Source organism: Paenibacillus sp. FSL P4-0127, from assembly GCF_038007325.1.
Lineage (GTDB): Bacteria > Bacillota > Bacilli > Paenibacillales > Paenibacillaceae > Fontibacillus > Fontibacillus macerans.
Map to the genome: position 1 here is coordinate 4,725,189 of NZ_JBBOWY010000001.1, position 26,964 is coordinate 4,752,152.

Sequence of the window (26,964 nt, forward strand, 5' to 3'; positions counted from 1 at the left end):
TTTGCCATAAAAGACTCGGTAAAGCGCTTTGACCCCAGCGAAAAAAACAGCGGCAAGTCCGGGCATTTCCCGGCTTGCCGCTGCTTTTAACTTTTAACTTAGAACGTGCGGTAAAACAACCTGGCGCTTTCCTTCTCCGGAATCGGCAGGCGCTGCGCTACTGGCAGCATCTGCGGAAACGCCTTGTGCGGCTCGCGCTGATACCAGTAAGCGACCGACGCATAGTCGTTCGATTGAGCGTTTCCGTGCCCGTGCTCGATGCTGAAGCGGAGCGACTTGCGGAAGATGATCGGATCAACGATATGAAAGCGGTATTGCGTCATTTTGCCGGAATAATCGTTAAACGAAATCGTGTTGCTCTCTTTCCAAGCATCGCCGTTTTCCCGGATCGGCGCGTACAGCGACAAGCCGTGGTACGGAGCATAATACTTTCCGGCGGGATAGCCCCAGGCGGCGCAGAAATAATCCTCCGTTCCCGTCCCGTGCAGGCGGGGCGGCCACGGTTCGCCGTCGATAAAGAACATATCGTCTCCCTCCCCCGGCCAACTAAAGCCCGGCATCGGATTGAGGTGGTCGATGCTTAAGTTGCAGCCCACATAGTGGCCTTCGCCCACCGCATCCAGCAGCACGTAATTGTCGTCTCCGGTCAGATTTTTCAGCTCATATACTTTTTGGTCGGCATAATTGGCCTTGTCCTGCTGATCGTGTTCCGCTTTCAGCGCGGCCAAGTCCACCAAGCCCTGCGTCGGATTCTCCCTGCGCCACGAGGCGTGGAAATAGAAGCTGTCGTCCGGCACCTCTTTTTCCACATAGTCCACGTAAAAGTACAAGATCATCTCGTCCTCGCACTCATTGACGATTTCGATCCGCGCCCCTTTGCGGAACGGCATTTCAAAAAAGCAGTTCATCGCCGCTTTGTCTTCAATCACGCCTTGAGTCGTAATCATATTGAGTGGCGCGGACACATAGTGGCTGGCCACGCCGTGCCCGACGCCGAAGAAGTCGCCGACCGGCGAGTCCACGCTCGGTTCCTGCTCATCATCCCAAAACATGCGGATCAATACTTTGCGGAACGCGTATTTGTTTTTCGCCGCGATGGTCATCCAAATATGCTGAATCACGCCCGAACCGGCGATTTCCGCAATCGCCGCCGTTTGCCCGGCCCCAATCACAATGAAGTCCCTGTTGCCGCCCGTTTGATCCCAGCTCGACAGCCGCCGGGATGTCCCTTCCTTGCGCAAGTATAACTGGTTCATACCGCTTCCTCCCACTCATTTAAAGTCAATTCAAGCCTTAATCCCCGTTAACGTAATCCCTTCGATGAAATATCGCTGCCCGATGAAAAATACGATTATCGCCGGTAGCAGCACCACGGTGGCCGCCGCCATCATCAGATGCCACTCCGCCGAATACATGCCTTTAAACTGCTGCAGACCGAGAGCCAGCGTATATTTGGTTTCGTCGTTCAAATAAACAAGCGGACCGAGAAAATCGTTCCACGCCGCCAAAAACGAAAACAAACCGACGACAATCAGCGCGGGTTTGGTGAGCGGCAGGATGATCGACCAGAATATCCGTAAATGGCCGGCACCGTCCACGTAAGCCGCTTCATCCAGATCCCGGGGGATGCTGAGGTAGAACTGGCGCAGCAGAAAAATGTTGAACGCGCCGCCGCCAAACCAAGCCGGAGCGATCAGCGGGATAAAGGAATTGGTTAAACCCACTTTGCTCCAGCCGATAAACGTTGGGATCAAGGTGACCGCGTACGGCAGCATCATGCTGGACAGCAGCAGGCTGAACACCAGATTCCTGCCTTTCCAGGCCATCCGCGCGAAGCTGTAGGCGCTGATCGAGCTGGTTACGATGACGCCCAGCACCGAAAAGACGACGATGATCGCGGTGTTCACGAAATACCGGCCAAAAGGCAGGATCGTCAGCGCCTCGCTGTAATTAGAAAATTGCACGGGATTGGGAATCCACACCGGCGGCAGCTCGAAAATTTGCCCCATATTCATCAGCGAACTGCGGACGAGCCACACCAGCGGCAGCAGGCTAAAGATTCCCCCGGCCGCCAGCACCAGGTAGATCAGTCCTTTTTCAAACCAAGCCTTGGCTCTCATCGCGCGCCATCCCCCTCGTAATAAACCCATTTGTTCGATGTCCTGAACACGACGTAGGTCAAAATCATAATGATGGCGAACAGCACCCAGGCGATTGCGCTGGCGCTCCCCATCCGCGAGAACTGAAACGCTTCCCGGTACAAATAAAACACATAGAACAAGCTGGCGTTATTGGGCCCGCCGTTGGTCATGACATAAGCCTGCGAGAACACTTGAAAGCCGTTGATGATGCCCATGATCAGGTTGAAAAAAATCGTCGGCGTCATCAGCGGAATCGTAATATGGCGCAGCTTATCGAGCCGCGTTCCGCCGTCCATCTCGATCGCTTCGTACAGCGATCTGGGAATATCCTGCAGGCCCGCGAGAAAAATAATCATCGTCCCGCCCGTCGTCCACAGGTTCATTAAAGCCAGAGAAGGCACGACCGTTTTCTCGCCGAAAATCCATTGGCTTCCCGGCAGGCCCAGCGAGCGCAGCAGTTCGTTGGCGAGGCCGAGATCGGGATTAAGCAGCCACAGCCAAATAAACGAGATCGCGATGATCGGCACGATCGACGGCAAATAAAAGATCGTGCGGAAGACCGCTTTGCCTTTCACGTTCTGATTCAGCAGTATCGCCAGCAAAAAGGAGTAGATGATGCCGGTCGGTACGCTAAGGATCACGAAATAAAAAGTAACGGCCAGCGATTTGTAAAAATATTGATCCTCGCCGCTGAACATTCGTTTATAATTGTCGAGACCCGTAAAGGTCGGTGAATTCGATCCGGTGTAGTCGGTAAAGCTCATGTACAGGCTGTAAAGCATCGGGCCCAGCGTGAAGATCAGCAGGCCCAGAATCGCCGGCATGGCAAACAGCCAGCCGTAAAGGTCTTTTCGCTTTGTATGGCGCTTGTTCCGCAACCGATTCCCGCTCCGGGAAGAGATGGTTTCCACAAGCAAATCCCCCTCCGTCGAAACGCCCTGGCGGAGGCCGCCGCCGCTGGCAACGTGCTTTACGGCGACGGCGCTTTCGCACAGCGCTTCGTTATTTCAAGTAGGTGCCCTGTACCAGCGGCTTCACTTTCGTCTCCACTTCTTTCATCGCCGCTTCGGCCGTTTTCTCGCCAAGCCACACTTGATCGAGCGCGGCCGATACCGCGGCGTCGATTTCCACGAAGTTTTTGACGTTGTTTTCCGGCGACGGCTCGGCATGCTCATAGGTGGAGCGCATCACGGCATCCTGGAAACCAGCCGGTCTTCCGGGCAGCTCTTCGTTCGCCCACTCGTCGATCAGCTGCGGATCCTCGTACCATTTATTGAGCTGCGGCATCCACAAACCTTGGTGCAAGTCGAGTACGTTTTGCGGATCGGTGAGGAATTTGGAGAACTCCCACGCCTCCTTAGGGTGCTGCGAACTTTTGAAGATGATCAGCGAGCCGCCAAGGAAAAACGTTTTGTAGTCCTTGATGACCGGCAGCACGCCGACGCCCCAGTTAATGTTGGTTTTGCTCAAATCGAGGTGGTTCCAGCTGCCGTCGATGACCATCGCCACTTTTTTGGACTGCAGCGCGGTCGCCGGAGCGGGAATGCTGCTGGCCTGCACCGGCGATGGCGAGACGTGGTGCACGTTAATTAAATCGGCTATTCTCTGCAGCGCTTCGGTCGCCTCCGGTTTGGACAACCCGAATTCCTTGCCGTCCGCCGTCAGATAATCCCCGCCGTTGGAGAGAACCATCGGCATATAAGACGACCAGCCGAGGCTGAGTTTAACGCCGTATTGCTTGATGTTCTTCGGATCGAAGCCCGGATCGTCCGGATGCTTGCCGTTCCGGTCGAGCGTCAGCTTTTTGGCCGCGTCCACGAACTCGTCCCAGGTCCACGCTTCCTCCGCCTTGGTAGGCGGCAGTTCCACTCCCGCTTCCTTGAACATATCCGCGTTGTACATCAAGGAAGGGACGACGGACGCCTGATACGGTCCGGCGCTTTTATCCTTGTCCCAGTTCCACCAGGCATACTCCAGGTAATCCTCTTTCTTGATGCTCGGATCATCTTTCATTAAATCAAAGAAGTTGTAAATCAGACCCTCCTCGCCCATTTTCAGCTTCCAGGCGGCCGAATAGCTGATATCCGGCGCCTCGTTGCCGGCGACCATGGCGTTGAGCTTCTGCAGAAAATCCGTGCCCGGAATATGGATCGGGTTGATGGTGATGTTCGGATGTTTCTGCTCGAAGGCTTTGATCGCCGATTCCACCGCTTTCTTTTCCTCCGGGCTGCCCCAGAACGTGAACTTCAGCGTTACTTTTTCTCCGTTTTTCCCGCCGTCCGCCTTGTTGTTCTCGCCGCCTTGTTGTCCCTGGTTCGCTGGCGAACCGCTTCCCCCCGTTCCGCAAGCGGTTACAAAAAGCGCCAGAATGGTTAGGAAAACAAACAGCGTTTTTAATTTGCCGGATTTTGCTTGCATGTGCTGATCCCCCCGCTTAAAAATGTAAGCGCTGCAGTCGCTTGTTTTTATTGTAGAATCGCCGCTCCCGAAAACCTATGGGACGTTTTTTCGTTTCCTGGACGATTTTTCGATCAATTCAAGATTCGACGTCGATTCCGCTCCCTGAAACTACTTCGTCATGGGAAGACGCTTTTTGAACATCCTCTTTAAGGCTTTCGATACGGGATAACCAGCTTTACCCGCGTCCCCAGCTCGGGAACGGATTCGATGCCGATGCCGTAACGGCTGCCGTAGAGCAGCTTGACCCGCTTATCGACGTTTTTGATCCCAATGTTGGCGGAGTCTTCGGCCAGCACCTCCTTGAGGCGTTCCGGCATAATCCCGCAGCCGTTGTCCTCCACGCAGAACTCGATATCGTCCCCCTGCCGGCGCCCGTAGATCGTAATCAGTCCGCCGCTCTCCATATCCCCGAACCCGTGGATGATCGCATTTTCCACCAGCGGTTGCAGGAACAGTTTCGGCACGCTGGCTTCCTGCAGCTCCGGCGCGATGTCGAAGTCGACCCGGAAACGGTGTTCATAACGGTTGGACATGATGACGATATAATCCTTCAGCCAGCCGATATCCGCGGAAAGCGGCATCGAATCCTTGCGGTTGTCCGTCGTATAATGCAGCATCCGCGACAAGCTGACCAGCATTTTGCTGACCTGCTCTTTCTCCCCGTAAACGGCCATCCAGTTGATGATATTCAGCGTATTGTACAAAAAGTGGGGGTTAAGCTGGACATTCAGCGCCATGATTTCCGTTTCGCGCTCCCTCAGTTTGACGACATAATTTTCTTCGATCAGCTGCTTCACTTTCTCGTTCATGCTGTTGAATTTCATCAGCACATGCCCCAGCTCGTCTTTCCCTTCCACCTTGATTTTGGCGTTGAAATCGCCGCCCCCGACCCGCTTGATCGCAAGCAGCAGCTTGCTGACCGGTGAAGAAATCCGCATGGAAATCAAATAGGCGAACAACAGTGAAAGCAGCAGCAGCGAAGCGCCCAACGTGATGATAAAAAAGGTGATCGTTTGTCCGATATCCTTCGTCAGCGCGCCGGGAGGAATCAGCACGACCGAGGTCCAGCCCGTGATTCCGGACACCGCGTAACAGGCGATCATCCGTTTCCCGTCCACCGTAACGTAGGAAGCTCCGCTGCCGCGGCTCCGCACTTCGGCCAGCCAGGGTAAAGACGGTTTGCTCCCGATAAACTCAGCATTCGCATGGGAAATGATCGTGCCGTCTGCGCTGGCCACCAAAAATGCCGCGCCATCGATCGGAACGCTATCCCGGAAAATATCGGCATAAACATCGTCCCGGAAATTCATCACGAGAATCGGCTTCTCCGTACCTTCCCCAGCCCGCACGATCGCATCATTACGAACGCAGGAAGGATTCATCTGCCGGACGGCGGAAAATAAATAGCGATAATCGATGTCGGCGCCGGCCAAATCCGGCAATTGGTGCATCCGGCTGTACTCATAGGTCGGAATCCAGGCCAGACGCCCCTTTTGCTCCGCCGCCCGCTTGTACAGCTCGGATTCGTAAAAATGATCCGGCGGATACGTATTGCGCGCCTTGCTTCCGTAAACGAAAGCCCGGGTCACAAGCTCCACCGAATACAGATCCCGGGATGGCGAAAAATAACGGTTCAAAATTTGCGTGACCCGTTTATTCGTCTGCAGTAGTTCGCTTTCGGCCGGGGCGGGGCCGTCAAAAATTTGAAACAAGTCGCATTCCACCATCAGGGAGAGGCTGTCGTCCTCGATGATTTTCAGCCGTTCGTCGATGAGTTGATTGTTTTTTTGCACGATTTCCGTCACGTTATCCCGGGCCAGCTTAAGCATGATATTTTTGCTTGCATAAAAGGCTCCCGTTCCCAAGGTGGCCAGAGGCAGCGTGATCAATACAATGTAGGATAAAATCAGCTTGTTTTTCAGTCTCATGGCGCCACCTACAGCAGGTCTTTCTTGCGGAATTCCTCCGGTGAAAAGCCGGTTTCCCGCTTGAAGATCCGGGTAAAATAACCTGCGTCCCTGAAGCCCACGCTTAAGGCAATCTCGGAAATTTTCCGGCTCCCGTCCTTCAGCATTTCCTTGGCTTTCTCCATTCGGAGCCGCAGCAAATATTCGGTAAACGTCAGGGACGTATGTGATTTAAAGAAGCTGCTGAAATAAGCGGGGCTGAAAAAGAACCGCCTGGCCACCGTTTCGAGCGCGAGATCCTCCATGTAATGCTCCGCCAGATAAGCCCGGCACAGCTCGATAATCCGCTCGTTTTTATGGTTTTTCCGGTCCGCGATCCCCTCGATGATCCGGTTCACATAATCGGCCGCTTTCGCCCGGAGTTCATCCAGCGTGGAACAGGCCGGAATCCGAAATTCCATCTCGGACACGATATTGCCCGCTTCCTCCCTCCGCAATGCCGCTTCATTGGCCTTAACCAAGTTGACCAGTACATACAAAATGCTGCGCTTGAACTGGGCGGGAGCAGGATAGCCGCCTTCCAGAAGCCGCCGCACCAGCAAGTCCAACGCCTCCCGCGCCTTGTCCCGATTCCCGCCCGCCACCGCGTCCGCGATGCCGGAATCGTCGGGAACCCATGGCAAAGACGGCTTTTGCGGATTGTAAGCGATTTCATTATGGATGACAAGTTTCCCTTCTCCGCAATAAAACGTAAAGTCCAGCGCATTCAAAGCTTGTGCGAAGGAACGGGGCGCTTCGCGGCGCAGATCATTAACCCCGTCGCCTACGCCGATGGATACGGTAAGTTCGAATTCCATGCGAACCTGTTCGATAAATTGAGTTAACCGCTCAATTTCCTTTTTCATCAGCCATTCCAGGGAATGCGAAGGCGCAATGACGGAGACAAGCATAGGCTCGTCTCCCTCCAGGTAAAAGGAAATGGCCGGGCCGATCGGTTCGGTGACCTGGCGCATCCAGCTCTTGAAGCTGGTTTTGACTTCGGCGAATTCCTCGCCTTGATACATCTGTTCGACCTCGGATTTGGAAAACTTGGAGATCCATACAAATCCGACCTGTCCCTGCGGGACCAAACGTTCAATTTCCCGCAGCTCGTCTTCATTCGCCGCCGACCGCACCCAGCGGCTAAGCAGATGCTGTTCGTACACTGGAATGGCCGAACTCAGCTGCTCCTTCAGGCTCGCTCCATCTTGAAGGCGCATCCGCTCTTGCTCGATGGCGGCGTCCAGCTTGTCCAGCATCTCTGCCATATCACTCAGTTCCAGAGGTTTAAGCAGGTAATCGAACGCGCCGAGCTTCAGGGCCTGTCTGGCATAATCGAAGTGTCCGTACACGCTCAGGATGACGATTTTCATCGGCTCGCTCCGCGCTTTTAACTGCTCGATCATCGTCAGACCGTCCATATTGGGCATGCGAATATCCGTAAATATCATATCAATCCGGTTGTCCAGAGCGACGCGCAAGGCCTCCTCCCCATCCTTGGCCATAAAGATCCGGTAGTCCGGCCGCAGCGTCTTGATCATGTCGGCAATCCCGCGGCGATGCCGCGGCTCGTCATCCGCTACCAGCACATGGAACATCGTATTCCTCCCCTTCCGTGATCAAGTTAGAACCAACTGATACGGCGAAAATATCGTGAACTCATGCCGACAAACCGGCAGCCTCGATGCCAAGCGCCAGCGCCCCGCACAATCCGGCATTGTCGCTAAGGCCCGGCGGTACGATATAGTTGTCCATACCGTCACGGATCGCCGGTGAAGCGACATATCCGTTTAAGATTTGGGTAACCTCCTTGCGGATGAGCGGGAACAATTGCTTCTGATGCATGACCCCGCCGCCAAGAATCACTTTTTTCGGTGATAGCAGCAGAATAACCCCCGAAATGGCCTGCGCCAGATAATAAGCTTCCATCTCCCAAGCCTGATGATTGCCCGGCAGTTCGCTTCCTTTCACACCCCAGCGTTTCTCCAGCGCGGGTCCGCTGGCCATGCCCTCCAGGCAATCGCCATGATAAGGACACAAACCACCGAAGCTATCCTCCGGGTGCCGCCGGATCAAAACATGTCCCCCTTCCGGATGGACCAGTCCGTGGACCAGCTTGCCTTCCGTGTACACTCCGACGCCGACGCCGGTCCCTACCGTATAGTAAACGCAGCTATCCAATCCCTTAGCCGCTCCCCACTTCACCTCGCCGAAAACCGCGGCGTTTACGTCGGTATCAAAACCGATCGGTACCGGGTAATTGTCTTTCATGTACCCGACGATGTCAAAGCCTGACCATCCCGGTTTCGGCGTCGTAGTCACCCTTCCGAAAGTGGGACTGGTACGATCCAGATCAATCGGCCCGAAAGACCCGATTCCGATCGCCTCAACACCTTTGCCGTGAAAAAATAAAACCGCTTGCTCCAGCGTTTTTTCCGGCGCCTCCGTCGGAAAACTGATCCGGTCCAGAATTTCCCCCTTTTCATTCCCGACCCCGCATATGAATTTCGTGCCTCCCGCTTCAATAGCGCCAATTCGCATACTTAAACTCCTCCTCTTAAAACTGCAAGTGCTTTCACAATTATTTTACTATTTTGACAAACGTTTTACCATACTGATTTTAATACCGTGATATCAATTTACATAAATACTATTTATTTAGTAAATGTAAACGTTGACAACTTAAAAACTTATGTTATTATGATTTTGTAAAACGTTTTACTAAATGGAGATGACACGATGAAAAAAGTATTTTACAAACCGCAAGACGGATGGGTCGGCGATGTGATCCCGTTCTATGACAATGGAGAGTACAAACTCTACTATCTCCATGACCAAAGAGCCGGCGGCGATTATGGGAACCATACAACGTGGAACCTGATCACCACCAAAAACGGCCTGGATTTTGAGGATCACGGCGTGGCTTTGCCAAACGGCGGCGAAACCGAGCCGGACCGTAACGCCTATACCGGTTCCGTAATCAAGGATCAAAACGGCATGTACCACCTTTTCTACACCGGGCATAATCCCAACCCTGAGTTTTGCGTGGACGGCAAGCCCTTGCAAGTTGTATTAAAGGCCACCGGAACCGACGGAATCAACTGGACCAAGGACACGAATTTCAAGCTTTATGGAGACGGCGTGATTTACGAGAAGTTCGATTGGCGCGATCCGTTCGTATTTTTCAACGAAAAACGGCGAGAGTACTGGATGCTGGTTACCTCAAGGCTGGTGAATTCCTCGGAAAAGAAAGGAGGGTGCATTGCCCTGCTCACTTCCGATGATCTCGTGCATTGGTGTTATCGGGAGCCGTTTTACAGCCCGGACAAGTACATTACCATGGAATGTCCCGATTATTTTCAAATGGGAGACTGGCATTACTTGGTCTACTCGACGTTCAGCGAAAAGTTCGTAACGCATTACAAAAAAAGCAAAACTACCGAAGGCGTATATACTTCTCCGATCCCGGACACCTTTGACGGCAGAGGATTTTACGCAGCGAAAACGGCCTCGGACGGCCGGCAAAGATATGCTTTCGGCTGGGTGCCTTCCAAGCGGGGGGCAAGCGATTACGGCGATTGGGAATGGGCCGGTACCCTGGTTGTGCACGAGGTGTATCAAAGCGATAACGGCGATTTGCTGGTGAGGATGCCGCAAGCGGTCTATGAGCATTTTAATAGTGAGACGAATCTCATCCCTGAAGCGGAGAAAAACTGCCGCCACGCCGAAAACCAAAGCGGCTTCGAACTGGAATCTCCCGACGGGCTGGCTTACCGCGTTTTCAATGAACTGTCCTCCCAAGTCCTGATCGAAGCCGAGTTTGCGGGCTGGGAAGAGACGAAAGATTTCGGCATCGCGCTGCGCACCGACAAGTTGCTTGACAAAGGTTACTTCATTAAATTCGATCCGTTCCATAACCGGATCGCCTTCGATATGTGGCCGCGAACCAAGCCCGGTTTCTTTCAATGGCAAATTGCCGGCGACAAACCGCAAATGATCGAGCTGGAGCGTCCTTTCCGCTTCGCGGAGCACAACCGGATCAGCATCAAGCTGATTTTGGAGGACGATATTTTGTGCCTTTACGTCAACGACATGGTCGCGATGACCACACGGATCTACAACTTCAAAACCGGGCATCTCGGTTTTTTTGCGAACGAAGGTGCGGTTAAAGTTCAAAACGTTAGGCTCAAGACCAAAATCAATGCTTGACAAAATAAATGATGACGGAGATAAGGGGGTGTTGTCTTTCCAAACCACTTTGCACGATTATCCCTCTGGTTCAGGAAGCCAAGTCACCCGATCAAACGGGATAATCGTGCAAAGCCTCCGAACGGCGAGTCTCGCTCCAGGCCACGGTCTGTTGCCAGCTTGACTGTCAAGCACTGATGATTAACTTTTGAACCAAATTAAAAATGGAGGGGTATTGAAATGGCAAGTAACAGAAATAGGTTAAAGGTCTTCTCTCTTATCGTCATCTCCGCATTGCTTGCAACCGCTCTCGCCGGCTGCGGCGGCTCGGCGGGCAAAAACGCCGGGAGCGGCGCGCAGGATCAGGGAAATTCATCCGAGGCGGGTTCAGGCAAAACGATTACCTGGCTGACGGCCCGGCCGGAGAACGGGGCGATCATTCAAACCGTTCGGGAGCTGGCGGACCGCTATGCGGAAGACCATCCCGGCTTCAAACTGGACATTCAAGTGACGGCGGACAGACCATCCTACTTGACCAAGCTGAGAACGCTCATCGCGTCCGGTGAAGTACCGGAATTTATCGATACGGACGCCGATCCGTACGCCCAGGAACTGGCGGATGCCGGCATGCTGGTCGATATGAAGCAGTTTCTGGAGGAGCAAGGCTTGTACGATCAGTTCTACGAACCGGCGCTGAAATACCAGGAGCTGCCCGACGGACGTCTGTACCTTCTCCCCTTGGAATACCATCTGGAGATGACTTGGTACAACAAGAAAATTTTCGCCGAAAATAACCTGGCCGTACCCAAAACGATCGACGATATGCTTGCGGTCAGCAAGGCGCTTAAAGACAAAGGCATTACCCCGATCGCCGTGGACGGGGTCGATGTCTGGCCTGTACTGCGTTATGCGGCGATGATTCCATTCCGCGCCTCCGGGAACGAATTTGCCCGGAATCTGAGCCAGGGCAAGGCCAAAATGAGCGACGAAACCGGCATGCAAGCGGCGAATTTCGTCGCCAATATCGGCCAATACTTCCAGCAAGGCTTCGCCACCACGGATTACACGACGGCCAAAAACATGTTCCTGAGCGGCGAAGCGGCCATGTACCGGATGGGCACCTGGGAAATTCCGTCTTTCGTGGAAGAAAATCTGCCGGATAACCTGAAGGGAAATGTCGACTATTTCTATCTGCCAACCATGGCGGGCGCCAAAACGCCGGATAACGAGTTTTTCGGAAACAGCGGCATCGGCCTGGCCGCCACGGCCAGCAAGTTCGACGGAACCGCCAAGGACTTCTTAAGCTATGTCCTGAAAAACTACAGCGACGTCTACGTGGCTAAACAGCAAATGTCTCCGCTCAAATTTACGATTGAAGACGAGTCCAAGTTCTCCGAACTGTTCCTGCGGATCAAAAAGGATATGGACAATTACGGTTCGGAGTTTGCCAAGCCTTGGGATACGCTGCTCGACGCCAACACGAACTCCGTCATGAGCGATTTGATCATGAAACTGGCCATGGGAGCCATGACGCCGGAGGAGTTCGCCAAACAAGTCGACGATACCATCGCTCAAAACGCCGGCAACTAGATGCCTGCGTTCAGACAAACTGCTCCCCGCCCGGTCCTCCCAAGGTCCGGGTGGGCAGCTTTCATCCTAAGTTTGTCAATCTAAACTAACGGGGAGATTCTATATGAATGTACTCAAGGACAAAAAGGCATGGCTCATATTTATCACGCCCGCCCTGCTGTTTTATTTGGGAACCGTCTTTGTCCCGATCATTCAGTCGCTGAACTACGGGTTTCAAGATTGGAACGGAATCAAGGACGCCAAGTATATTGGGCTGGGCAATTACATCAAGATGTTCCATGACCCTTATTTCTGGAATTCCGTGCAAAACAACCTGGTGTACGTCGTCATCGTCGTGCTGATGCAAGTGTTCATCGGGCTGTTTTTCGCGCTGCTGCTCTCTTACGTCAAAAAAGGAGCCGGCATTTTCAGAACGTTGTATTATTTGCCGGCCGTTGTGGTCACCGTCGCCATCGCCCAGATGTTCCGCAACTTCTATTCCCTGCAGCCGCTGGGCCTGCTCAACATGTTCCTGGGATGGATCGGGCTCGGCCACTTGCAAAACGCCTGGTTATCCGATCCGCACACCGCGCTGATCGCCGTATCCATTCCCGAAGGCTGGCGCTTTACGGGGATGTACATGGTGATTTTTTACGCGGCGCTGATCGCGATTCCGAAAGAAGTCGAGGAAGCCGCCACCATCGATGGTGTGAACGGCTGGCAGTTGATCCGTTATATCAAATTGCCGAGCATCAAGCATGTGCTGAGCCTGGCTCTCATTATGTGCACCACCGGGGCGCTGCGGGGTTTCGATATCCCGTATATCATCGGTGTCCCGGGTTCGACAACCGAGTTGGTCACAACTTATATGTACAAAAAAGCGTTCTCCACCATCCAATACGGCTACGGCAGCGCGATCGCCGTATTTATCGTCATCGAAAGCCTGCTTGCCGTCCTGATCATCCGGGCCATATTTAATTCCAGGAAAGGAGAAGCGTAACCCATGAAATCCAAAAAAACGGCTTTGTCCTTCCTGCTGTATTTTATTGTGATCGCAATCCTGATCGTGCAAATCTATCCGGTGGTGTGGCTGATGTTGTCCAGCTTCAAATCGAGCATCGAATTGACGACAAAGCCGTTTTCGCTGCCGACGGTATGGTCGTTCGCCAACTATGCCGACGTATTTCGGGAAAGTGACCTGCTGCTGTATATCAAAAACACCGCCATCGTCACCTTCAGCTGTCTGGTGCTGATCATCTTCCTCAGCGCAACGGCGGGCTTTGCCCTCGTCAAAATGAATTTCAAGCTGAATTCGAAGCTGCTGTTGTTCTTTACGGTCGGGATCATGATTCCGATTCAGGTCACTTTGATCCCGCTGTTTATTATGTACAAAGATTTCGGGCTGCTGAACTCGTATCTGGCGCTGATCCTGCCGCAAGTCGGCTTTGCCCTGCCGTTGTCGATTTTGATTTTCACCAGTTTTTACAGCTATGTGCCGAATGAATTGATCGAAGCCGCCGTCATCGACGGATGCAACATTTATCAAGTGTTTTATAAAATCATTTCACCGCTGACCATCAACACGACGGTTACGGTCGCCTCGATCAACTTCATTTTCATTTGGAACGATTTTATTTTTTCCAACACCTTTACGAACGACAAGCAATACAAAACGATCGCCGTCGGGCTTCAGGAATTCATCGGGGCGTTTGGCGCGACGGATTGGGGCCAGACGTTTGCGGCCATCAGCATCAGCATCATCCCGATCATCATCACATACTTGTTCCTGAACAAATACGTGATGGCCGGCGTGTCCGACGGAGCGGTTAAAGGATAAGAGGATAGTAGGATAAGGAGAGATCAACCATGCAATCGATGAACCAATTGTTTGGCAGAATGAACGGAAAAAGCAGAGCGATCACGGCGGAAAATCCGCGCGGCCTGAAAGGCGAAGGCGGGAAAGCCGCCGGCCCCTTGGGCGTCGCCCGGAAGGGCAAAGCCTTTATCCCGCTGGCTCAGGGCGAAACCGCCACGCTCGTTGATATCGAAGGCCCCGGCATCATCCAGCACATCTGGATGACCGTGACCGACCAGACCGAAGCCGGCTGGTTCGTGTTGCGCGACCTGGTGCTGCGGATGTATTGGGACGGTGAAGAATCGCCGTCCGTGGAAGTTCCGCTGGGCGATTTCTTCTGCAACGGCTTCGGGGCCAGAGCGGTCGTCAACTCCATGCCGATTGTGGTCAACCCGGTCGGCGGCATGAACAGTTACTTTGCGATGCCTTTCCAAAAATCCGCCAAAGTAACGGTAACGAATGAGCATCCTCAAGAGATCGAGGCGTTTTTCTACCAGTTTGATTATATGCTGGTCGATGAGCTTGCGGAGGATACGGAATATTTTCACGCCCAGTTCCGCCGGGAAAATCCGACCAAGCTCAAGCAGGATTATACAATTGTAGATGGAATTAAAGGAAGAGGGAAATACATTGGCACCTATATGGCCTGGACCTCGCTGTCCCGATATTGGTACGGCGAAGGGGAAGTGAAATTTTACCTTGATGGCGACCGGGATTGGCCGACGATCTGTGGCACGGGGACCGAGGATTACTTCGGCGGCGCCTGGGGTTTCGTGAAATACGACAACGGCAACCCGGTTGAAGAGCAGACGTACTCCACCCCATTCATGGGTTTCCCGTATTTTGCGGTAAAAGATACGACAAGAGCGCATATTTACGATGGAGCGGCTTGTCCGATGCGCGGCTTCTATCGTTGGCATATACTTGACCCCATTTTGTTTGAAGAAGATTTGCGGGTCACCGTTCAACAGATCGGGCATGACGGAAAAGCGTTGTTCGAAAGAAGCGATGACATAAGCTCCGTATGTTACTGGTACCAGACCGAGCCGCACCAAGCGTTTCCCGCCCTGCCCGGCGTATTGGAAAGACGTCCGCGCTAATCAGGGCGAAATTTTCGCAATTCATATAGAAGCAGGGGTTTAAAAATGGCTAAAAAAAGGGTTACTTTAGTTCAAGTCGCAAAAGACGCGGGCGTATCGCCCGCGACGGTCTCCCATTTTCTGAACGGTAACTTTCAGAAGATGGGCGCGGAGACGAAGGAAAAAATCAGTCTCTCGATCAATAAGTTAGGTTATCAAGTGAACCCGGTGGCCAAAAGCCTTATCACCGGCAGAATGCACACGATCGGGCTCGTCTTGTCCGACAGCACCTATGACGGAGACGGTTACTTTGAGGACTTATACTTCCTCCATTTTGCCAAAGTCATCAAGCAGCAGTTAAAGGCCTTGGGATATAAAATTATCCTGCTCGACTTTGAAGAAATATTCATGAATATCCAGATGGTCGACGGAATCATCGTCAAAGCGACCTTGGACACGGAAAAATTCATGCCCAAATTAATGGACCTCAACGTGCCGGTCATTACGGTAGGACGCCACAACTTATCCTACGGAGCGCATGTGCTGCGCGTCAACGACTATCAGAGCGGTCAAACCGGGGTAAACCATTTGTTATCCCGCGGCTATGACAAGCTGGTCATTTTGACTTATCCGCACGGCCATGTTCCCGGTTTCGACGACCGGCTGAACGGAGCCAGCGAAACCTTGCAGCAAAACGGCAAGCTGCCAACCGTCATCACCGGCGATATGACGGAAACTTTCGGATACGATACCGTGATGAACCTGGCCAAAAGCAACCAGCTGCCGCAAGCTTTGTTTTGTTTAAACGACATCTCCGCCATCGGGGCGTTAAAGGCCTGCAAGGATTTGAACCTGGCCGTCCCGGATCAGCTTGCCGTGCTGGGCGTCGACGATATGCCGACCGTCTCCGAGCTGCTGAGCCTATCGACGATCCGGCACCCCATCAACGAATTGGCCGAGGCCGCTTCCAAGCTGATGATCGAGTCCATTGAAACCGACGGCCAGCGCCTCGAACCTGTCGAAGAAGTGTTCCCGACGGAACTGATGGTTCGGCGCACCAGTTGATATTTGAATACATCTCGGCCAGATCATTCAAAAAAATCGAGCAAGGGATTCAGTTATCCCCTGCTCGATTTTTTTGGCCAGAATTGTATTTCGACAAATATTCGATTGCCAAAATCAACGCTAAACGGAACCTTTCAGCAAATAACTGACCGCGATCGTATTCGGGCCGGTATGCGAACCTATCGCACATCCCCCTTCAATTACAGCCACTTCCTTGAAATGAATATGGTCGAGCAAATGAGAGCGAACCCTTTCTGCCATTTTCTCCGCCAGCGTTTGACCGATGATCACCAGGTTCGGACAAATCCGGTTTTTTTGACTGACTACTTTTTGCAAAATCGGCTCCAGCGCCTTTTCCATTTTACCACGGTATTTTTGAACGGAACGAACCTCGCCCTTAACGATGTTTAAGACTGGACGCACTTTCAGCACATTGCCGATGAGATGTTGTAAACTGGTAACGCGGCCTCCCTTATGCAGATAATCCAACCTATCCACCAGGATTTCGATCTTGACCTTCTCTCTCACATTCTCTATATCCCCGATTACTTCATTTAGGGGCTGCCCGGCTTCAAGCGCACGTGCGGCACGAATAACCAACAAGGCATAGCTGGCCGATAAGTGCATGGAATCCACGATGTGTACCCGTCCGGCCGGGAATTCTCTGGCTGCTATATGTGCGTTTTGATTGGTGGAAGATACCTTGGAAGACATGCTGATATATAAAATATTTTTTCCGGCACTGATCTCTGGCTCGAAAATCCGGTAAAAATCCGCAGGGGACGGAGCAGCAGTTTTGGGAATAGTTCCTTCTTCCTCAACGCGACGGTATAATTCGGCTGTTGTTATCTCCAGGGTATCTTTATAGGTTTGACCCCCCAGGGTCACATAAAGCGGGACGATCCCGATATCGTATTGTTTGATCCAATGATTTGGAAGATCCGATGTGCTGTCGGCTATTAATTTTATGACATTCTTTACGCTCATTACGTTATCCCCTTTCGATACTCGGCCCATACCCTCCTCGACCCTTGTATGTTCATTGTACTCTCGGACGGATAATGATACATCGTCCAAAAGGGTAGGCTCATTCCGTACTTTCGGGCAATAGTCCCTCATATACCATCAGAAAATCCATGTTATGCTCCCTTCAGCCAAGCTTGCCTCGGGGGATATCATACATTCTGGCACTCAACGCTATGTTATCATCTACGTAAATTTCGCAAATCGATCCGTCTATGAACACTTTGATTTCGTAAGGACGATCGGGAATAAGTTCAATCGGACGTTCCAGCTCAACCTCTTAAGGGAACGTTTTTCCGCCTTCTTCCGACTGCATAATCGCCCCCCGGAAGGTTAGGCGATTCCGCTGCGGTTCCAGGGTAACGTAATAGGCCGCATCCAACGTATCTTCCGTGCGCAGCATTAACCCTACACCTTGCGTTTGCCCGGAAAATGAGACGCTGGCGGAAATCTTGCATTGATCCGGCAATTCCTCCCGAGCCGTGCAGCCGGCAAAACCGTACGGGGACTCGCAGGAGAGATTGCGATCCGCAGCGAGCCAATCCCCCGTAATGCCTTGGAAATTTGCCGGAAGCGGATTCTTGAATGCCGCATCGACCGTGTCGGGTACTTTTACGGCAAGGGTACCGTCCGGTCGCTGAACGATTTCATGGACGATCAGGTTCCCGCCCCAATCCCAGGTGTGGTAGTCCTTGCCTCGGGATTTCGGAGGATTCCACCCGAACAAATCGTCGTCTTTCGTGGGATTCCATCCGAATAGATAGCGTTACTCCCCGTCGGACACCGATTTCGCCGCATAGAAGGCCCGGCCGTCGAAGGTATCCGGGGAGTCAGCCACGGTCCCTCCAGGGAACGGCTCATCCGGTAAAACCTACCCAGGCGTTCTCCGGCCGATAGAAAAATTCCCTCATCTTCCTTCCTCCCCAAGTTTCAAGTGATCAAAAGGCGCCGTTGGATTCATGTCAGGCGCTCCCTTCTTGCCAGATCGGCTTCATATCCCATACTTCCAGCGAGGTGACAGTCAGCTTGTCGTCACCCCAGACCTCAAGCCCCATGGCATCCTTACGGCTCGGATACACCCGGGTCGTCAGGCTTTTCAATCCGTTGGCATAGGCTTCGACCATGGAACGGTCCAAATAAAGGTGCAGCTTCAGATTCTCGCCCGGCAACTCCAGCTTGCCGCCCTGGACCCCTCCGCAACTTTCCCCCGGATGCTGCGTCGTTTTCGTCCGATCGACCAAGAGCATCGATTGATTCGCATCATAATACAGCAGCGTTTCCTCTACTCCGTCCGGGGTGCGCCGGACCTTGATTCCGAATTTCCGGGCGCTGCCCGGCTCGATTTCCAATCGAATCTCAAGCATGTCGCCTTGAACCTCCCGGAGCCGTGCATTCGCTTCGGCGAGTGACTTGTCCCGAAGCGATAGACGCTTCTCTCCGCGCAGCGATTGCAATTCCTGGATCGGCTCGATTCCCAGCCGTCCGTCTTCCCGCAAATATACGCTCAGCGGCAAGCCGCCGTTATGGGCCCAACCTGACTGATACTCCAGCTCGGGCGTCCGATCGCCTTGGGCGATTGTAAAGATGATTCTTCTACCGGTTTTCAGATCCACCATTCCGCTCGGGCCGGTAAAGTGGAAATCACCGACGTCAATCAGCTGCGGCTCCTCTTGATCAGGAACGAAGGTCAGATTTTCCTTGTCAAGCTGCCCGATCCAATAGAACACCTCGACATCCGCCCCCTTTCCCACCGGGCTGACCAGCAGAAGATGTTTATTCACCCCTTGCTTGTCGGCACCAAGAGGAAGAAAGACGGGAAGCTCCCATATAGGGCCAAGATAAGGAAACTTCTGCAGATCCGCTTGATAAAACGGCCCTTTGTACGTCCAATTCAACATATCCTTTGAAGCAAACGCCAAGGCCGCTCCGCCTTCACCTTCGATTCCGGATCCGACCAGGGCATACCAGCCGTCATCGTCCTTCCAAACAAAGGGATCGCGGAAATCGCCGAATGCGCCCATGCCCTTTTTCTGCACGATGAGCGGCTCCGGATGTTTGACCCAGCGTACCAGTTCCGAGTCGCCATCCCGGGAGTAGGTGCTTCGGGCCAGCGCCACGCTCTGGTTTGGCGAAGCGCTGTCATTGCCCGCCGTAAAGAACAAGACCGGCAGGCCGTCCGCATCATAGGCCGCGCTTCCCGACCAGATCCCGTCCGGTGCAAGCCCATCCTTCTCCGGCGCGAGCGCCACAGGAAGATCGCGCCAATGCACCAGGTCTTCACTTACCCAATGTCCCCAATGGATCTGATGAAAGAAAGGCCCAAGCGGGTTATGCTGATAAAATAAATGATATTTCCCTTCAAAATAGATCGGCGCATGCGGTTCGTTCATCCAATGGGCCGGCGGGCTGACATGATATTGCGGTCGGTGCCGGTCCGCCAGCAAAGGCGTCCGGTCAAGCTTGATCTCATCGTATTTTAAGGACGGATGGACTCCTCCGTGGGTAGTATCCAACACTTCCCGATAAGCGGCGGCTACCTCCTCCGCGCTTAGGACCCGATTATAGATCTTAAGCTCGTCGATGATTCCGCTAAACATGTGCAGGCTGAATGCTCTCGCCAGCCGGCTGCTGTGATTGTTTTTACCGATGAGCAGGTCCATGTCCACAGCCTCGGCCAAGCGGGAACCGCATGGCACGGGAGCCGAGGCGATTTCGCTGCCGTTCAAATACAGCTTCATTTCGCCCTGGTTTCCATCAAACACCGCACTAACGTAAGACCATTCATTTTTGGGCAGTTCATAGCCGTCAGGGGACCAAAGTTCTTTCCATTCGCCGCTTTCGAGCCCAAGTTGAAAGGACCAAGAGCCGTGACGGAACATGCCAAGCAGATATCCTTGCTTGCTCTCCCCGTTGTAGCGGTTTACGATCGCGGCCAGTTTCCCCCCTTCCCCCCATTCATACGAACGGGGCGCTACCCATACTCCAATGCTCAGCGCTGAAAGATATGCCGGCTCCCCGTCGGAATCGTCCTCATTTAACGAATGGGCAACATAAGTCGAGTAACCGTCGAACAGGAGTCCACTGCCCAATACGCCCTGTCTCCACTGTGGATCACGCGGTTCGGTAAACTCCGCTTGCTTAAATACGTATTGAATATCATCCCGGGTTTGGGATACGCTCTCCAAAGCTTTTGCTCCGGTTCCTTCGTCAAAAGCCCAATACATCATCAGCCCCTGGTTGTCGGGTACTTGGCTCACGCGTCATTCCCCCTTGAAGGCTGCTCAACGGCACCATTAGGAAAAGGAACGGAATTCAGCGTATGGATATGAAGTGATTTCAATATAACCCGTCCCGAATTTGTGCTTATCCCAACACTCTCGATCGGAGCGTCAGGGAAAATCTGATCCGTCAGTACAACCAGTCCTCCATTTGCATACACTTCAACCGCATTGCGATCCAGCCAGATATGAAGCTTGATCTTTCCATTGTCCGGTGCCAGTCCGGCCCCATGCTCGCAAGCGAACGACGGATGGAAATCGGTCAAGCCCGAGTGCGAGCGGTCAATAAATAGCCATTCGCGCTCAGCATCGTAGCCGATCCTTGTTTCGCTTTTCCCGGAGGATTTCAAATGGATATGGACTCCGTTCCCGGACCGGATATCGATGTCCGCTTCAATTTCCAGCAAATCGTAGTTCGTCTGCAGCGTAAACGGCGCCTCCGGCATGACTGTGACATCCTCCCGGCTCATCGATGCTTGGCGCAGCTGTTCGACTTCCCGGACCGGCCTTTGCGTCAGCACCACCCCCTCGTCACGGCTCGTCAACGACAAGACCCGAGGCAACGTCATCGCGCCTCTCCAGGCCCCGGTTGGCGTCTCGCTGGCATATTTCCAGTTGCTCATCCATCCGATGATCACGCGGCGCCCGTCTTGCTCAGGCATATCCGACCAGGTCACCCCCGCATAGTTGTCTCGTCCATAATCCAGCCACAAGATCCGATCCTCAGGATTGTCATTGATGAATGTATTTCCGTCGAACTCACCAATAAAATACTGCGTTCGCGATCCTTCCGGAACGGAAGGATTATCCCCAATGCTGATGATCAGCACCCATTTGGACCGCCCGCTGTCACCCATCGGCAATTCAAAGAGATCCGGGCATTCCCATACACCGTCATGCGATCCTTCCCCTTTGCCGAATTCGCCGGTTAGCGTCCATTCAAGTAAATTTTTCGACCCATAAAAACGAGCATGGTCTCCCGCCACAAGCACCATCACCCACCGCTCGCTTTGCGGGTGCCAGAACACTTTCGGATCTCGAAAGTCAATTAGTTCATCCTCGGCGAGAACCGGGTTCCCCTCATACTTGTGCCAAGTACGGCCTTTATCGCTGCTGTAAGCCAGGCTTTGCCGCTGGCGCGGCTGTCCGGTCTTTGGACAGGTATCCGCATGGGTAAAGATAGCGGCCAATCCATGCGAACCTTCGAACAGTCCGCTGCTGTTGTTCCAGTCCACCACGCAGCAGCCGGAAAAAATAGCCCCGTGCTCATCCGGGAACAAAGCGATCGGCCTATGCTCCCAATGGATCAAATCCGGACTTACCGCATGTCCCCAATGCATCGGCCCCCATTTGTTGCTAAAGGGATGATGCTGATAAAACAGATGATATTCTCCTTCGTAATAGACCAATCCATTTGGATCGTTCATCCAGTAGGATGGAGTTGAAAAATGAAACCCCGGTCTGAATCTATCCTCATGATGCTGCCTATTTGACTCGATCATCGCGTTCATCTTGTCTGTCGTCGGCATATTTCTCCCCACCTATCGATTGTTTAATTACTTTGCAACTGTGCGTTATAGCGGTCCAGCCCCGTTTGATAGATCTCCATCAATTCGTTCAAGCCCATCTTCTCCAGCGTTTTCACATAGCTGTCCCACTGCTCATCCGCTCCGCCCTCAACAATGAATTTGCCTCTTTGGGTATTTACATATTTAATCAATTCGGGCTCGATTCGATTAATTCTGTCCAGTTCATCAGGCTCAAAGAAAATGCTCGGATAGTTTTCCTTTTCCATATAGGGATCGTAGTACTTCTCCAAATCTTTCACGCGCTGCTGAGCCCGCGGCTCCAAATCAACGACTTTCCCCAAGTCTTCAATGGTAATAACGCCGGGGCCGCCTGCGCCGGGAGCCACTTTTTGCCGAAATTCGCCGGCGGAAGTTCCCTCAGGAAGCGGCAGGTTCACCAATTTTCCGTTTCCGTCTTTCTTAAACACCACATCCAAAGGCCCCCAGTGAATCTGCGCTGCCATATAAGGTTCATACTGCTGATCGATCCATCTCATCGTGATTTCCGGATAACGGTTCTCCTTGGTAATCACGAAGGCCCCCCGTGCCGGACCGCCTCCATTGCCGCGGCCGATCAATTGATCCCCTTTCGGTCCCTTGAGCGGAGACAGTAAAGCATAATCCTGGCTTCTCTCTGATCCGACGACCTCTTCGGCTTCCCACCAAATATAGGAGCCAAGCGTTTCGTCCGTTGTTTTGCCTTTGGCCAGATACTGAGCGGCATCCTGGGTGAAAGACTCGGGGTCAATCAAGCCCTGCTTATACCACTTCTCGTGAAAATATTTCAAAGCTTCCTTATATTCGGGTTGTGTAGCGGTAAAGATCACTTTTCCGTCGCGGACGATCCGATGCTCCATGTTATCCGGAAGTCCAAAAGCTCCGAAGATGCCGCCAATGTCCATACACCACTGCATGTGCATGAAGCTTAAAGGAATTTCATCGGCTTTGCCGTTGCCGTTCGGATCCTGCGTTTTAAAGGCAAACAAGGCTTCCGTGTATTCATCCAGCGTTTGCGGCATGTTCAGGCCGAGCTTGTCGAGCCATTTTTTATTGATGACGTGGAAGAAAGGGTTGGTTCCGAGGTTATTCTCCTCCCACGACGGCAGCCCGTAGATGTGTCCGTCCGGCGCCGTGATCGCCGATTTGATGTCAGGGCGTCGTTCGAAAAGCGCTTTCAGATTGGGGGCATATTGATCGATTAAATTCTCCAGCGGAATAATTGTTCCGTCTTTCCCGTAGTTGATCAACTCGTAATCAGAAAATCCGGCGGCGTAAAAGGCGTCAGGCAGATTTCCGCTGGCCAGCAGCAAATTTTTCTTCTCGGCGTAGTCGGTGTCCGGAATGTTCTCCCACTTGATCTTTACGTTGGTTTGCTCTTCGAGACGCTTGAAAATTTCCATCTCGGAATACTCTGGTGCTAAAGCGGCTTTGGGGGATACCATCCTTAAAGTCACCGTTTCATTCACAATTGGCAAACCGGTTTTATTGAAATTCGCGTCCTGATCCGGACTCTCCGCTTGGTTTTTTGAGCCGCCCCCGCCCGAACATCCGCTTAATGCAAACGCTCCGGCCAACAGAAGAATCCCCGCGCTTTTAAATAAAGATTTCATCGTTTACATAACCTCCCTTTTGAACTTTCACCAATTGAATTTCTTTCATGAAACGTCTCCCGGATTGGTCTTATGATGCCTTGCATCGATTTCGCTGCACATCCCCCCTTTCAAGCCCGGGATCCGCATTACCCCTTGATCGAGCCGATCATCACGCCTTTGACAAAGTACTTTTGCAGGAAAGGATACAAAATCAAAAGCGGCAGGCTGGATACAATGATCACACCGTATTTGATCAACTCCGTCACCCGCATCTTCGCCGCGTAGGATTCCACGTCCACCATCATCCCGGAATTGACCTGATTTTGTACGAGAATATTGCGCAGCACTAGCTGTAGCGGGTATTTGGTCTCGTCGTTCAAATAAATCAAAGCATCGAAAAAACCGTTCCAGAAACCGACAACATGATATAGCACCATGACGGCAATGATGGATTTGGACAGGGGCAACACAATGCTCCAAAAAAATCGGGTATTGGAACAACCGTCGATCGAAGCGGCTTCCCACATTTCATCCGGAATGGTCGACTGAAAAAAGGTTCTTACGATAATGACATTAAATATCCCGCCGGCCCCGGGAATGACCAGCGCCCAGATGGTGTTCAGCATATGCAGGTCTTTGATTAACAAATAGGTAGGAATCAACCCGCCGCTAAAAAACATAGTGATCAGCAAAAACCACATGATGGCCGATCTCCCGACCAAATCCTTACGGGCTAACGGGTAAGCCGCAAACACGGTAACGGCTACTCCAATCAAGGTTCCCAACCCTGCGTAAAGCAGTGAGTTGGCATACCCGATCCAGATGGAGAAATCATTGAATATCCGTTCATAGCCATCAAGCGTAAATCCCTTCGGGTACAACCAGACTTCCCCCGAATAAATCAGATTAGGATCGCTAAATGAAGCAATCAGCACAAAATACAGCGGAAATAATACAAGCAGCATCACTAAGGTCAACACAAAATAATTGATGGCGTCAAACCAGACGTCCCCTCTGCTTTTTCTCTTCAATAATCGGTTCAAGTGAATTCCCCCCCTACCACAAGCTGGTTTCCGTCAATTTTCTGGCGACCCGGTTGACGGTGACAATCAGGATGATATTGATCACGGATTTAAACAGTCCAACCGCTGTTGAAAAGCTGTATTGCGCCTTCTGAATCCCCAATTCGTATACATAGGTCGGAATAATATTGGAAGTGGCATAGTTCAGATCGCTTTGCATCAAAAAGGCTTTTTCGAAACCGATGCTCATGATGTTCCCAAGAGCAAGAATCAGCAAGATCACGATCGTCGGCAAAATGCCGGGGATATCCACGTACCATACCCGCTTCCATTTGCTTGCCCCATCCATGATCGCAGCTTCATGAAGCTCAGGGTTGACCCCCGCGAGCGCGGCCAGGTAAATAATCGTGGAGAAGCCGGTCTCTTGCCATATTCCCGACAAAATGTACAGCGGACGGAACCAGCCTTCGTTGGCCATAAACAAAATGGGCTCGCCTCCGAACAAGGTGATGAGGTGGTTCACGATCCCGCTGTTTGGCGATAAGAAAACATTAAGCATGCCGACAAGCACGACGGTAGAGATAAAGTGCGGCGCATAAATGACGGTTTGGATAAATTTCTTGTACCGCTTGCCCAGCATTTGGTTCAGCAGGATCGCAATGATCACCGGCGCCGGAAAGCCGAACACCAGCGACAGAAAACTAAGCGTCAGCGTGTTGCTGATGATCGTCCAGAAGTTATAGGAATCGAAAAAATCAATAAAGTGTTTGAACCCTACCCATTCGCTGCCCCAAATCCCCTGGCTCGGCGAAAAATCCTTAAAGGCGATTTGCACGCCGTACATCGGATAGTACTTGAACACGAGATAGACCAGAAGGATGGGCAGCAGAAACAGATACAATTCGTAGTTGCGTTTAACCTGAACCCAAGTCTTGCGTTTCGCCTGGACTAGGGGTTGATCTACCCCGGAATCGCTTGAATTCACCTTTATGCACCCTTTCTACACAAAATATAGCAATATTGAAACGTTTCCAATTTAATTGAAACGTTTCCAATTTATCAGAAGAAAAACGTCAACCGGCTAACCCGCAAAGTGAATCTGCCGTGCAATGATGTTTTTCTCATGATCTAGAACCGTAAAAAATCAAGTCGTTTCGCCTTGCCTAAATATAACCGGTAAACGATAAACTTCCCGATCCAACGTTTCGCCTTCGATCCTTTTGAAAAGCAGCCTGATCGCCGTACGCGCCATCTCCTCTACCGGCTGCCTGATCGTTGACAATATCGGGTGAAAATAAGGATGATCCTGAATGCCGTCATACCCGATAACTTTTACATCCTCCGGAACGCGAATGCCCCGCCTGCCCGCTCTTTCTATATATTTGGCGGCAAACATATCTGTAATGGCAAAAATGCCGTCCACATCGCGAAACTCATCCAGAAATTGTTCAAAATAGGCATCGTCGTCTACAACGGGGTCCGGCTTCTCATAGACAACATAGTCAACGCCCATTGTTTTCGCCTCATGAACGAAACCCTCTCTCCGATTCATCGTTTCGCTGAAAACGGAAGTGACGCTGCCCAGAAAAGCCGGTTTTCGGACCCCCGCTTTAACCAGCTCCTTTAGCGCCAGACACCCCCCTTCAAAATTATCCGAGGTGACGCATGTGATCTTCTTGTTAAAGTGTCTGTCGATGCTGACAATCGGAATGTCTTTGCTAACATCATTTTCAATATCGTTGTACGTAATGCCGACTATGCCCGCCACTTTGTTTTGCTGCAGCATATCCAGATAATACAATTCCTTTTCGGGTTTGCCGCCGCTGTTGCACAACATGAGCTTATAACCTTCCCGATCCAACTCATCTTCAATGTAATAAGCCAGTTCGGAAAAAAAGGGATGCCAGATGCTCGGGAGCAGCAGGGCTACCATCTTGGATTTGCGCATCTTGAAATTTCGGGCAATCTCGTTCGGGATATAATTCAACTCTTGTATTGCCGCCTCCACTTTTCTGCGTGTCGCGGGTTTTACGGCGCCCGAATTGTTAATGACGCGGGAAACGGTTCCCACGGCTACGCCGGCTAAGTTGGCTACATCTTTAATACTTGACATCTAACCCCCCATTTAAGCTCTTTTATGATACTCATCATAACACCAAATTGGAAACGTTTCAATAT

Annotated in this window: 22 protein-coding genes; 6 read left to right on the top strand and 16 right to left on the bottom strand. The window is 52.1% G+C overall.

The genetic code is table 11. The features are described 5' to 3' along the window. Window positions 1-98 precede the first annotated feature (98 nt). The 7 genes from NYE74_RS21340 to NYE74_RS21370 all read right to left on the bottom strand — a co-directional run bounded on the left by NYE74_RS21340 (window position 99) and on the right by NYE74_RS21370 (window position 9,088). A complete protein-coding gene (locus tag NYE74_RS21340) occupies window positions 99-1,256 on the bottom strand; it encodes a glycoside hydrolase family 172 protein (RefSeq protein WP_036623555.1) in 1,158 nt (385 codons plus the stop codon). Between the two features lie 30 nt (window positions 1,257-1,286). Further along, entirely contained in the window at window positions 1,287-2,120 is an 834-nt protein-coding gene (locus NYE74_RS21345; RefSeq protein ID WP_036623557.1) for a carbohydrate ABC transporter permease, read from the bottom strand. Continuing rightward, window positions 2,117-3,052, bottom strand: coding sequence for a carbohydrate ABC transporter permease (locus tag NYE74_RS21350; RefSeq protein ID WP_124333493.1), 936 nt, complete (start codon window positions 3,050-3,052; stop codon window positions 2,117-2,119). Before NYE74_RS21350 ends, NYE74_RS21345 begins: the two co-directional genes overlap by 4 nt. A gap of 91 nt (window positions 3,053-3,143) precedes the next feature. Next, complete coding sequence (locus NYE74_RS21355) at window positions 3,144-4,559, bottom strand: ABC transporter substrate-binding protein (RefSeq protein ID WP_124333492.1); 1,416 nt, start codon at window positions 4,557-4,559, stop codon at window positions 3,144-3,146. Between the two features lie 188 nt (window positions 4,560-4,747). Beyond that, window positions 4,748-6,529 (bottom strand): cache domain-containing sensor histidine kinase, encoded by a 1,782-nt coding sequence (locus NYE74_RS21360; RefSeq protein ID WP_316561008.1) that lies wholly within the window; start codon window positions 6,527-6,529, stop codon window positions 4,748-4,750. 8 nt (window positions 6,530-6,537) lie between these two features. Continuing rightward, window positions 6,538-8,145, bottom strand: coding sequence for a response regulator (locus tag NYE74_RS21365; RefSeq protein WP_316561007.1), 1,608 nt, complete (start codon window positions 8,143-8,145; stop codon window positions 6,538-6,540). A 61-nt stretch (window positions 8,146-8,206) separates the two neighbouring features. Then, window positions 8,207-9,088, bottom strand: a complete 882-nt coding sequence (locus tag NYE74_RS21370) for an ROK family protein (protein ID WP_124333489.1) — start codon at window positions 9,086-9,088, stop codon at window positions 8,207-8,209. A gap of 198 nt (window positions 9,089-9,286) precedes the next feature. On the opposite strand from NYE74_RS21370, the gene NYE74_RS21375 reads away from it, so the two are divergent. The 6 genes from NYE74_RS21375 (at window position 9,287) to NYE74_RS21400 (ending at window position 16,303) form a co-directional block, all read left to right on the top strand. Further along, complete coding sequence (locus NYE74_RS21375; protein WP_036623569.1) at window positions 9,287-10,756, top strand: glycoside hydrolase family 32 protein; 1,470 nt, start codon at window positions 9,287-9,289, stop codon at window positions 10,754-10,756. 219 nt (window positions 10,757-10,975) lie between these two features. After that, entirely contained in the window at window positions 10,976-12,325 is a 1,350-nt protein-coding gene (locus tag NYE74_RS21380) for an ABC transporter substrate-binding protein (protein ID WP_051985488.1), read from the top strand. A 103-nt stretch (window positions 12,326-12,428) separates the two neighbouring features. After that, entirely contained in the window at window positions 12,429-13,304 is an 876-nt protein-coding gene (locus tag NYE74_RS21385) for a carbohydrate ABC transporter permease (RefSeq protein WP_036623571.1), read from the top strand. Between the two features lie 3 nt (window positions 13,305-13,307). After that, a complete protein-coding gene (locus NYE74_RS21390) occupies window positions 13,308-14,141 on the top strand; it encodes a carbohydrate ABC transporter permease (protein WP_036623573.1) in 834 nt (277 codons plus the stop codon). A gap of 29 nt (window positions 14,142-14,170) precedes the next feature. After that, a complete protein-coding gene (locus NYE74_RS21395; protein ID WP_082207809.1) occupies window positions 14,171-15,259 on the top strand; it encodes a glycoside hydrolase family 172 protein in 1,089 nt (362 codons plus the stop codon). Between the two features lie 45 nt (window positions 15,260-15,304). After that, a complete protein-coding gene (locus tag NYE74_RS21400) occupies window positions 15,305-16,303 on the top strand; it encodes a LacI family DNA-binding transcriptional regulator (protein ID WP_124333488.1) in 999 nt (332 codons plus the stop codon). Window positions 16,304-16,423: 120 nt separating this feature from the next. On the opposite strand, the gene NYE74_RS21405 is transcribed toward NYE74_RS21400, so the two are convergent. The 9 genes from NYE74_RS21405 to NYE74_RS21440 form a co-directional block, all read right to left on the bottom strand. Beyond that, window positions 16,424-17,290, bottom strand: a complete 867-nt coding sequence (locus NYE74_RS21405; RefSeq protein ID WP_270619632.1) for a DegV family protein — start codon at window positions 17,288-17,290, stop codon at window positions 16,424-16,426. A 163-nt stretch (window positions 17,291-17,453) separates the two neighbouring features. Continuing rightward, window positions 17,454-17,549 (bottom strand): hypothetical protein, encoded by a 96-nt coding sequence (locus tag NYE74_RS33375; RefSeq protein ID WP_164815198.1) that lies wholly within the window; start codon window positions 17,547-17,549, stop codon window positions 17,454-17,456. Between the two features lie 57 nt (window positions 17,550-17,606). Next, window positions 17,607-18,053 carry a hypothetical protein gene (locus tag NYE74_RS21410; RefSeq protein WP_051985489.1) on the bottom strand — a complete coding sequence of 149 codons (447 nt, stop codon included), beginning with the start codon at window positions 18,051-18,053 and terminating at the stop codon, window positions 17,607-17,609. 235 nt (window positions 18,054-18,288) lie between these two features. After that, window positions 18,289-20,583 (bottom strand): GH32 C-terminal domain-containing protein, encoded by a 2,295-nt coding sequence (locus NYE74_RS21415; protein WP_124333487.1) that lies wholly within the window; start codon window positions 20,581-20,583, stop codon window positions 18,289-18,291. Continuing rightward, on the bottom strand, window positions 20,580-22,133 hold the full coding sequence (locus NYE74_RS21420; RefSeq protein ID WP_036623582.1) for a glycoside hydrolase family 32 protein: 1,554 nt from the start codon (window positions 22,131-22,133) through the stop codon (window positions 20,580-20,582). Before NYE74_RS21420 ends, NYE74_RS21415 begins: the two co-directional genes overlap by 4 nt. 23 nt (window positions 22,134-22,156) lie before the next feature. Further along, window positions 22,157-23,782, bottom strand: a complete 1,626-nt coding sequence (locus NYE74_RS21425; RefSeq protein ID WP_036623584.1) for an ABC transporter substrate-binding protein — start codon at window positions 23,780-23,782, stop codon at window positions 22,157-22,159. Window positions 23,783-23,910: 128 nt separating this feature from the next. Continuing rightward, window positions 23,911-24,807, bottom strand: a complete 897-nt coding sequence (locus NYE74_RS21430; RefSeq protein ID WP_316561006.1) for a carbohydrate ABC transporter permease — start codon at window positions 24,805-24,807, stop codon at window positions 23,911-23,913. Window positions 24,808-24,820: 13 nt separating this feature from the next. Beyond that, on the bottom strand, window positions 24,821-25,771 hold the full coding sequence (locus tag NYE74_RS21435; RefSeq protein ID WP_316561005.1) for an ABC transporter permease: 951 nt from the start codon (window positions 25,769-25,771) through the stop codon (window positions 24,821-24,823). 159 nt (window positions 25,772-25,930) lie between these two features. Further along, window positions 25,931-26,899, bottom strand: coding sequence for a LacI family DNA-binding transcriptional regulator (locus tag NYE74_RS21440; RefSeq protein ID WP_036623590.1), 969 nt, complete (start codon window positions 26,897-26,899; stop codon window positions 25,931-25,933). Window positions 26,900-26,964: the final 65 nt, after the last annotated feature.